Raw genomic sequence first — 9,930 nt, 5'->3', positions numbered from 1 at the left:
CGGTCAGACGGCGGAGGACCGCCGCGCGGCGGCGGCCGGGAGGAGGTGGGCCGCGGGCGCCCGCGTCAGGCGCGGCGACACGCGGCGGACCACACGCGACCGAAGTCGATGTGGTCGCGGGTGACCAGACGCCGCTCGCCGCTCATGCCCCCAGTGGAACAGCGGCCGGCGGGCCCGTCAACCAGGGGGCCGGCATGCGGACCTGCTCACGACGGGTCGCCCGAAAGGTTTTCAGCCAGCCGACGATCCGGGCCCTCGCAGGATGTGGCCCCAACCGCCCGTCGCCGCAGGGCGATTACGTCGCGAACCGAGTATTGACCTGGGCATGACGCCTCGTTAGCTTCTTCCGAAGTCTCGGCTGACTCCTTCCGGAATCACGCCGATAATTTTCACCACCCCCTGGAGATTGATCATGACGAGCCGCCGTGCCTTCCTCGGTCTCCTCCCCCTGTCGGTGGCGGCCGCCGGCACCGCACCAACGGCCGCCGCGGCCGACCCAGCGTCCACCGCCTCCCCCGCGCCGGCGACCGAGCGCCGCGGCACCTTCGTCTCCACCGCCTGGCGACCGGGCAGCCTGCCCCTGGTCGCGGACGGCAGAACCACCCCGATCCTGGTGAGCTCGGCAGACCATCCGGGCGTGCTGCGGGCCGTCCAGGACCTACGGTCCGACATCGAACGGGCCACCGGCAGCGCCCCCGACGTCAGCCACGACCGCGCGCCGTCCCGCCACGACGACCTCGTCATCGTCGGCACCATCGGCCGCAGCCCGCTCGTCGACCAACTGGTCGCGGCCGGAAAGCTCGACGTCACCGGGATCGCCGGGAAGTGGGAGACCACCCGCGAGCAGCTGGTGCACAACCCACTGCCCGGGGTGCGCCGGGCCTTCGTGATCGCCGGCAGCGACCCGCGCGGCACCATCTACGGCGTCTACGAGACCTCCCGCCAGCTCGGCGTCTCCCCCTGGCACTGGTGGGCCGACGTGCCGGTGCCCCGCCACGAACGGATCCACCTGCTCCCCGGTCGCTTCACGCAGGGCACCCCGGCCGTGCGCTACCGGGGCTTCTTCATCAACGACGAGAACCCGGCACTCGGCACCTGGGCCCCGGCCTTCTTCGGCCCCGGCCACGCCCCCGACTTCCCCAACGGCTTCAACAGCGCCTTCTACGCCCGGGTGTTCGAGCTGATGCTGCGGCTGCGGGCCAACTACCTCTGGCCGGCCGTCTGGGGCCGCGCCTTCGCCGAGGACGACCCGGCCAACCACGCCACCGCCAAGGAGTACGGCATCGTCATGGGCACCTCGCACGAGGCCCCGATGATGCGCGGCATCGAGGAGTGGAACCGGCACGCGGTGCCCGCCGGGCGCGACGCGGCCGGCGAGATCGTCACGCCCGGCCACGACCCGTACGGCGGCACCGGCGAGTGGAGCTTCCGCCGCAACGGCGAGGCCATCAGGAGCTACTGGGCGGACGGCGTGCGCCGCATGGTGGACGAGGACTTCGAGGGCGTCGTCACGCTCGGCATGCGCGGCAACGGGGACGTCAGCCTGCCGGACGGGGACGGCATCGAGCTGATGGAGTCCATCCTGGCCGCCCAGCGCCGGATCCTGGCCGAGACGACGGGCACGGCCGACGTCACCGCGATCCCCCAGGTGCAGACCCTCTACAAGGAGGTCCAGCGCTACTGGGACCAGGGCCTGCGCCCACCGGACGACGTCACCGTCGTGTTCTGCGACGACAACTGGGGCAACATGCGGAAGGTCCCCGACCCACGGCTGCCGGAACGCGCCGGCGGCTACGGCCTCTACTACCACTTCGACTACGTGGGCGGCGGCCGCAACTACAAGTGGGTCGACACCGTCAACCTGGCCTCCACCTGGGAGCAGTTACACCTGTCGTACCGCTACGGCATCGACCGCCTCTGGGTGGTGAACGTCGGCGACCTCAAGGCGGAGGAACTGCCGTTGCAGTTCTTCCTCGACTACGCCTGGGACCCGGAGCGTTGGCCGATCGAACGGCTCGGCGAGTGGGAACGCCAGTACGCGGAACAGAGCTTCGGCCGCGAGCACGCCGAGGCCATCGCCGGCGTGCTGCACGACTACGGCGTCCTCCAGGCCCGCCGCAAGCCGGAGTTGCTCAACCGGCGGATCACGGTGGACCCGACGAAGGACCCGGCCACCGACCCCTCCGCCATCGGCTACGACGACCAGGCCACCCCGTTCAGCCTCACCGACTACCGGGAGCTGGAACGCGTCACCGCCGAGTGGGAGGAGCTGGACGCCAGGGCGCAGCGGATCGGCGAGGCCCTGCCGGACGAACACCACGACGCCTACTACCAGTTGGTGCAGTACCAGGTGGAGGCGACCGCCAACCTCTACGCGCTGCGGTCCGCCGAGTTCACCAACCTGCACTACGCGCGGCAGGGCCGGGCGGCCGCCAACCAGCTCGCCGACGACACGGACGCCAGGTTCGCCGACGACCAGGCGATGTCGGACTACTACAACAACACGCTGCGGGACGGGAAGTGGACCGGCTTCCAGACGCAGCCGAAGATCGGCTACGGCGACGTCGCCCGCTACGGCCCCGACGCGCCCTGGCAGCAGCCGCAGACGCCGAACCACGAGGCGCTGCCGGACGAGGTGTTCCCGCCGGTCCGCCGGATCGAGCCGGTGGCCGGCGCGGAGCTCGGCGTGGCCGTCGACGGCTCGGCCGAGTGGTGGCCGCACGCCTTGACGCCGGCGGTACTGCCCGCGTTCAGCCCGTACCAGTCCCAACCCACCCAGTACGTCGAGGTGTTCAACCGGGGGCGGGAGCCGTTCGAGTTCCGCGTCGACACCGGGGTGCCGTGGCTGCGGGTCTCCCCGGCCGCCGGCACCGTGCGGACCCAGGTGCGGGCCGAGGTCACGGTCGACTTCGCCGCCGCGCCGCTCGGCATCAGACGGGTGCCGCTGGTCGTCACCGGTCCCGGCGGCGCCCGGGTCGAGGTCACGGCGGTGGTCGACAACCCCGGGGTGCCGCTCCGCCGACTCACCGGCTTCGTCGAGGCCAACGGCTACGTGTCCATCGAGGCCGGGCACTTCGACCGGGCGGTGGCGGGCGCCGGGGTCCGCTGGCAGCGCGTCCCCGACCTGGGCCGCACCGGCGACGGCATGACGCCGCTCCCGGTCACGGCCCCCCGCCAGACCCCGGGCGGCCACGGCCCGCGCCTCGAGTACGACCTGACGCTGTTCACGACGGGCCGGGTGCGGGTGCTCGCCCACCTCTCGCCACGGAACAACGTGCTGCCGACGGACGGGCTCGGCTACGCCGTCTCCTTCGACGGCGACACGCCCCGACGGGTGAACGTCACCGCGGTCAGCGGCGCCGACGACACGTCGATGAACCGGCAGTGGGAGCACGGCACGTCGGACAACGTGCGGATCACCGCGACCGAACACCGGATCGCCGAGCCGGGGCGGCACGTGCTGCGGTTCTGGATGGTGGACCCGACCGTGGTGCTCCAGAAGCTGGTGGTGGACACCGGCGGCCTCCGGCCCAGCTACCTCGGCCCGCCCGAGAGCCGGCGCGCCGACGGCTGAGGCCGACGCTCCCACCCGGTCGTCTACGGTATTCCGTACACAATCTCGTGCTCCCGGGGCGCTTTCCGCCGCGCCCCGGGGCATGATGAACCCATGGGACGAGTCACCGAACGCCGCCGCGTCGTCCGGATCCGGGACGGCGCCGTCAGCCAGCGGGCCGACACCCTGGTGGGTGAGGAGCCCCTGGAGATCCGCCTCAACGGGCGAGCCATCGCCATCACCATGCGCACCCCAGGCGACGACTTCGCGCTGGCCGCCGGATTCCTGGTCAGCGAAGGGGTGTTGGGCCGTCCCGAGGAGCTGGCCCGCATCACCTACTGCGCGGGCGCGCAGGGCCCGGACGGCAGCGGCAACACCTACAACGTGCTGGACGTGCGGCTGGCGGACGGCGTCCCGCTGCCGGACATCTCGCTGGAGCGGAACGTGTACACGACCTCGTCGTGCGGCGTCTGCGGCAAGGCCAGCCTGGACGCGGTACGGACGACGGCCCGTTGGCCGCTCCCCCTGGCGGGCGGCCCGCGCCTCGATCCCGCGTTGCTGTCGGAGCTCCCCGACCGGCTGCGGGCCGCGCAGCGCGTCTTCGACCGCACCGGCGGTCTGCACGCCGCCGCCCTGTTCGCGGCCGACGGCCGGCTCCTCGACGTCCGGGAGGACGTGGGCCGCCACAACGCCGTCGACAAGGTCGTCGGCCGGGCCCTGGAACGAGGCGACCTGCCGCTCGACGACACCATCCTCCTGGTCTCCGGCCGTGCCTCGTTCGAGCTGGTCCAGAAGGCCGTGATGGCCGGCATCCCCGCCCTCGCCGCGGTCTCGGCCCCCTCGTCCCTCGCCGTCGACCTGGCCGACGAGTCCGGCCTCACCCTGATCGGCTTCCTCCGCGGCACGTCGATGAACGTCTACGCCGGCGCCGACCGCATGGCCCTCCCGATCCCCGCCACGCCCTGAACCCACCGCCGGCCGGGGCCGGGCTTGGAGGGTCCGGGCGCGTCGGCGGGACGGGCGGTCTTCACGCGGAGGTGTGGCGGAACCCCCGGCAGACCCGGGCGGGGGTGAACCGGCGCGACTCGGCGGGCCGTTACCGGGCGAATCACCCGCCGAAGCCACCGCGGGAGCGGACAACAGGACTCCCGCGAAGCCCGACGGGACTGATCGTTCTCAAGGCCGGCGCCATCACCCCGGCCTTGCCCCGGCCGGAATCACAGCCCTGGTCGGTCTTCCTCGCGGGCCCGGGTGAAAGCCTCGTACCGGGCCCGCAGCGCGGAGAAGTCGTCGTGGGGGAAGGCTCGCGCGATGAAGTCGAGGTGGGGGCCGATGTTCAGGCGGAAGTACTCCGGGAAGCCGGGGTCGTGCGGATCGGCGAAGAGGTACTGCCAACCGTGCAGGCCCCGGGTGAGCAGCAGCGTCTCCAGGTACTCGGGGTAGCTGAGGTCGAGGCGTACGAGGGTGCCCGAGGTGTTGACGGAGTACCAGATCTCGGGGTGTCCTGACGCGTCGAGGACGACGCCGTCCTCGGCCCTGAACCCGGCGATCGCGCCGTCCCCCGTGCGAGCGGTGCCGTCGAAGCCGTGGAGGACGAGTTCGATGAGCCCGCCCTCCTCGTCATCGTCGTCGTCATCGGCCCCGGCCCCGGCCTCGGCCTCCGGTCCGTAGACCTCGGAAACGTTGCCAACCAGCCCGCGGTATCCGCGCTCCGACGCCGGCCAGTCCGCCTCGGATACGTGGTGGGGAACCCAGCCCACGCAGGCGTTCACCAGATGGTTGAGCCCTGTCTCGCCGCCGAGGGTGGTGTCCTCGGTCGCCCTCCAGTAGCAACTCAGGTCGCCGTACCGGTGGAAGTTGCCGGCCATGGACGGGGCGAGAGCCAGGTCCGCGACCTTCCCGATCACCTCAAGCGCGTGCTCGGGCCCGGCGAGCCACGTGGCAAGGGGGCCCTCCTCCGCGTCGTACACCGTGATGGCCTCGTTCCCGCGGAGGTCGGCGAGCATGGCCACCAGCCTGTCCTCGTAATCGGTCATGTCCGTTCCCCTCGTCAGGCACGCGCGGCACGTCGGGGCCGCAACCGCGCCCAGGCTAGGGGGCGTTGTCCCCGGAGAGGCAGGCAGAACCCGCGGGGCCAACGGGTCCGGCGGGACCCGGAGGAAGTGGAAGCGGACGGGGCCGCGCAGGGGAAGCCGGATTGACACGTCTTCCCGCGCAGGGTGAGAGGTCGTTCCGCTTCCGACTTGCCCGTCGCGATGGCCGCCCCGACCTGATCCCGGGCGACGCGGGAAGTGAACTCCGGCCCGTGCCCCGACGGTCTCCGCCCGCGCCAACCCGCTCAGGGCCGGGTGGCCGGTTCCCTGGGGGCGGCCGTCGCGTCCGGTGCCGTCGAGTCGGGCGCCGGCAGGCGCGCCGGCGCCCAGCGGCGGGCGATGAACGCGCACACGATCAGCTGGAGTTGGTGGAACATCATCAGCGGCAGCACGGCCATCGCCGCCTGTCCCTGGAAGATCACGCCGGCCATCGGCAGCCCGGCGGCGAGGGACTTCTTGGAGCCGGCGAAGACGATCGCCACCTGGTCGTCGCGCGCGAAGCCGAGCCGCCGCGAGCCGTAGAACGTCAGCAGCAGCATCACGGCGAGCAGCACCACCAGGACGCCGAAGAGCGCCAGCAGCCGGCGCCAGCTGACCTCGCCCCAGACGCCCTCGGTCACGCCCTCGCTGAAGGCCGCGTAGACGACGATCAGCACCGAGCCGCGGTCGACCAGCGAGAGCGCCCGGCGGTGGCGCTTGACGAAGCCGCCGATCCAGCGGCGCAGCAGCTGCCCGAGCACGAACGGCAGCAGCAGTTGGCCGCCGACGCCGAAGAGCGTGTCGACGGAGAAGCCGCCGCTCGCGCCGATCAGGCCGGCGGCGAGCAGTGGCGTCACGACGATGCCCAGCAGGCTGGAGAAGGAGCCGGCCGCGATGGCGCCGGCGACGTTGCCCCGGGCGATGGAGGTGAAGGCGATGGAGGACTGGACCGTGGACGGCACCAGGCACAGGAACAGCAGGCCGGGGTAGAGCGGGTCGCTGACCAGCCAGGGCACCAGACCCCGGGTGGCCAGGCCGAGCAGGGGGAAGACGACGAAGGTGCAGGTGATGATCGTGAGGTGCAGCCGCCAGTGGCGCAGCCCGTCCATGGCCTCGCGGGTGGAGAGTCGCGCGCCGTAGAGGAAGAAGAGGAGGCCGATGATGCCCACGGTTGCGGCGTCCACGCCGTCCGCGGCCTGCCCGCTGGCGGGGAGGAGGGCGGCCACCCCGACCGTGGCGAGCAGGAGCACGATGAAGGGGTCGATCAACCGGGCCAGTCTGCGCACGTTCGCCATTCTCTCTCCCGGGCTCCGCGCGCCGCCGCGGAGGTCCGTTCGTAGACGATATCCGAGCAACGTCTATTGCATATTGCACACCGGTTACCGATCATGAACACCCAAGGAATCAGCAAGAACTAGCAAGTATCCGCAAGAAAAGGACATGAGCACTCGTGAGCAGCGTCCCCGATGTGACCCTCGCCAACGGCGTGCGGATGCCCCAGCTCGGCTTCGGTGTCTGGCAGGTGCCTGACGACCAGGCGGAGACGGCGGTGGCCCACGCCCTGGCCGCGGGCTACCGGAGCATCGACACGGCGGCGATATACCGGAACGAGCAGGGCACCGGCCGGACCCTGGCCGCCTCCGGCGTGCCCCGCGACGAGGTGTTCGTCACCACCAAGCTGTGGAACAGCGCCTCCGAGACCTGGACCCGCGACGCGGTGCTGCGCGAGTTCGACGCCTCGCTCGACCGCCTCGGGCTCGACCAGGTGGACCTCTACCTCATCCACTGGCCGCGCCCGATGCGCGACGACTACGTGACGATCGTCAGGGCCTTCGCCGACATCGCCGCGAGCGGCCGGGCCAGGGCCGTCGGCACCTCCAACTTCCACCCGCCCCACCTGCGGCGGGTGGTGGCGGAGACCGGCGTGGTGCCCGCGGTCAACCAGATCGAGCTGCACCCGTACCTCCAGCAGTCCGAGCTGCGGGCCCTGCACACGGAGCTCGGCATCGCCACCGAGGCGTGGTCGCCGCTCGGTCAGGGCAAGGGGCTGCTCGACGACGCGACGCTGGGGCGGATCGCCGCGAAGCACGGCCGGACCCCGGCCCAGGCCGTGCTCCGCTGGCACCTCCAGGTCGGCAACGTGGTGATCCCCAAGTCCGTGACGCCGTCGCGGATCGCGGAGAACATCGACGTCTTCGACTTCGCGCTCGACGCCGACGACCTGGCCGCGATCGCCGCCCTGGACCGGGGCACCCGCTTCGGCGGCAACCCGGACACCTTCGACTGGAACTGATCCGCGCCGCCCGTTCAGTCGAGAAACGCGGTGGCCTCGATCTCGACCAGGTGCTCGGGCACGTCGAGCGCCGTGACGCCGACCACCGTGATCGGCGGCACCGGCGTGACCCCGAGCTTCGCCGCGGCCCGCGCCGCCCCCTCCAGGAACTGCGGCAGCTTGTCGGGGGTCAGGTCGACCACGTAGACGTTCAGCTTCGCCACGTCGTCGAAGGTCGCGCCGGCCGCGGCGAGCGCGGTGCCGACGTTCAGGTAGCACCGCTCGACCTGGCCGACCAGGTCGCCCTCGGCGACCGGCGCCTGGTTCTCGTCCCAGGACACCTGCCCGGAGACGAAGACCATCTTCGAGCCGGTCGCGACCGACACCTGCCGGTAGATGTCGATCTTCGGCAGTCCGTCCGGGTTCAACAGGGTGATGGCCATGTCGTTCGTCTCCTCGTCATGAGCTCGCGCTCTCTTGTGGTTCCTGGGAAACCATAGGAGAGTGTGCGTTGACGTGGAAGAACGCACTTTTCAGTGACTGGGGAACCCGATGGTGACCAAGCAGTTCAAGGGCACGGCGGTCGACGAGGCGGATCTGCGGCGGGCGGACTCCCTGGCACGGGAGATCTTCTCGGACGTCGCCAACAAGTGGGCCCTCCTGATCATCGAGACGCTCGGCGAGCGCACCCTGCGCTTCAGCGAGCTGCGGAACGAGGTCGAGGGCGTCAGCCACAAGATGCTCACCCAGAACCTGCGGATGCTGGAGCGCAACGGCCTGGTCGACCGCACCGTCTACCCGACCGTGCCGCCGCGGGTCGAGTACACCCTCACCGTGTCGGGCCAGGGCCTGCGGAAGACGGTCGACGCGATGTGCGAGTGGACCCACCGGTACTTCGCCGACATCGAGTCGTCCCGCCGCCGCTTCGACGGCTGACCACCGGCCCGTCACGCCTGCCCCGTCGACGGCCCCGCTCCGAGGCGGTCCGCGAGGTGGACCAGGTCCGGCAGGCGCAGCACCCGTCCGTCGAACCCCGGGAGGGGGACGTGCAGCGGCCGGGTCCAGCGGGCGGGGATCGCGTCCAGCCCGTGATACGCCCCGGCGAGGCCTCCGGTCACCGCGGCGACGGTGTCCGTGTCACCGCCGAGGTCGATCGCCGCGCGTATCGCCTCCTCGAAGGTGGTGGTGGTGCGCAGGGCCCACACGGCGGAGCCCAGACACGGCCAGACGGCACCGTTGACCTCGGTCGCCCGATCGGGGTGCCAGTCGGGCGCGAGGACCGTGGCGTAGCGGTCGCGGTGGTCGGGGTGGACAAGAGTCAGGACGTGGGGGAGCGCGGTGAGGGGGTCGGTGCCCTCCAGCGTGACGCGGACGAGTTCGTGGAAGATCGCGGTGCCCTCCCAGGCCGCGCGGTCCCCGTGGGTGAGGGCCGCGATACGGCGCGCCGCGTCCATGGTGGCTTCCTGGCCGGCGGCCGCGAAGTGGACCGCGGAGGTGGATGCCCGCATCAACGAGCCGTTTCCCGCCGCTCGCCGGTTGACCTGGAAGTGGCTCGCGGCGGCGAGGTCCCAGGGCCTGCCGTTGGTCAGGACGTCCTCGGTCTGCAGGCCGATGTCCTTCGGGGCTGATGCCGCCCACCGCTGGAAGCGGGCGAAGATGTCCGGCAGGTCGAGTCCGCCCCGTTCCAGCAGGGACTCCGCCACCAGGACGGCCATCTGTGTGTCGTCGGTGCCCTCGCCGGGGTCCCAGCCACCGCCTCCGCTCATCTCGCCACCGGCACCTGGTGCGGGAAACCGCGCGGAGAACGCTCCCGGGGCACCGAACTCGAAGGGGCCGCCCAGAGCGTCGCCCACCGCCGAACCGACGACCGCGCCAGCGGTCCGTTGAATCCGCTTCATCAGCGGAGGTTATCCGCGTCGGGCCGACGGCCGCGCGGGCCTTTTCCTTCTTCGGCGGTGTCGCGTGGGCGGCGGAGGGTTCTGTCGAGGGCCGGTGGCCCGCCGCCGAAGCGGCCGCGCCGCCCGCCCCCCGCC

The 9,930-nt window shown here is 71.8% G+C and carries 8 protein-coding genes; 4 read left to right on the top strand and 4 right to left on the bottom strand.

All coding sequences use genetic code 11. The features are described from left to right. Positions 1-412 precede the first annotated feature (412 nt). Together E1283_RS24285 and fdhD are read left to right on the top strand one after the other, a co-directional pair. On the top strand, positions 413-3,574 hold the full coding sequence (locus E1283_RS24285) for a glycosyl hydrolase 115 family protein (protein WP_132820265.1): 3,162 nt from the start codon (positions 413-415) through the stop codon (positions 3,572-3,574). Between the two features lie 93 nt (positions 3,575-3,667). Next, the gene (gene fdhD / locus E1283_RS24280) at positions 3,668-4,519 is read left to right on the top strand and encodes a formate dehydrogenase accessory sulfurtransferase FdhD (protein ID WP_132820264.1); all 852 of its coding nucleotides are present in this window, start codon (positions 3,668-3,670) and stop codon (positions 4,517-4,519) included. A gap of 251 nt (positions 4,520-4,770) precedes the next feature. Here the strand turns inward: fdhD and E1283_RS24275 are convergent, their stop codons facing one another. Together E1283_RS24275 and E1283_RS24270 are read right to left on the bottom strand one after the other, a co-directional pair. After that, on the bottom strand, positions 4,771-5,589 hold the full coding sequence (locus E1283_RS24275) for a hypothetical protein (protein ID WP_132820263.1): 819 nt from the start codon (positions 5,587-5,589) through the stop codon (positions 4,771-4,773). A gap of 302 nt (positions 5,590-5,891) precedes the next feature. Beyond that, positions 5,892-6,920 (bottom strand): bile acid:sodium symporter family protein, encoded by a 1,029-nt coding sequence (locus tag E1283_RS24270; protein WP_132820262.1) that lies wholly within the window; start codon positions 6,918-6,920, stop codon positions 5,892-5,894. A gap of 155 nt (positions 6,921-7,075) precedes the next feature. Here E1283_RS24270 and E1283_RS24265 point away from each other — a divergent pair, with 155 nt between their 5' ends. Further along, the gene (locus E1283_RS24265; RefSeq protein ID WP_132820261.1) at positions 7,076-7,918 is read left to right on the top strand and encodes an aldo/keto reductase; all 843 of its coding nucleotides are present in this window, start codon (positions 7,076-7,078) and stop codon (positions 7,916-7,918) included. Positions 7,919-7,932: 14 nt separating this feature from the next. Here the strand turns inward: E1283_RS24265 and E1283_RS24260 are convergent, their stop codons facing one another. Then, on the bottom strand, positions 7,933-8,340 hold the full coding sequence (locus E1283_RS24260; RefSeq protein WP_132820260.1) for a RidA family protein: 408 nt from the start codon (positions 8,338-8,340) through the stop codon (positions 7,933-7,935). A 109-nt stretch (positions 8,341-8,449) separates the two neighbouring features. Here E1283_RS24260 and E1283_RS24255 point away from each other — a divergent pair, with 109 nt between their 5' ends. Then, positions 8,450-8,833, top strand: coding sequence for a winged helix-turn-helix transcriptional regulator (locus tag E1283_RS24255; RefSeq protein WP_132820259.1), 384 nt, complete (start codon positions 8,450-8,452; stop codon positions 8,831-8,833). A gap of 11 nt (positions 8,834-8,844) precedes the next feature. On the opposite strand, the gene E1283_RS24250 is transcribed toward E1283_RS24255, so the two are convergent. Then, entirely contained in the window at positions 8,845-9,795 is a 951-nt protein-coding gene (locus tag E1283_RS24250) for an ADP-ribosylglycohydrolase family protein (RefSeq protein ID WP_132820258.1), read from the bottom strand. Positions 9,796-9,930: the final 135 nt, after the last annotated feature.

Origin of the sequence: Streptomyces hainanensis, from assembly GCF_004348415.1 — a bacterium.
Lineage (GTDB): Bacteria > Actinomycetota > Actinomycetes > Streptomycetales > Streptomycetaceae > Streptomyces > Streptomyces hainanensis.
This window is presented reverse-complemented; position numbering and strand designations above follow the sequence as displayed.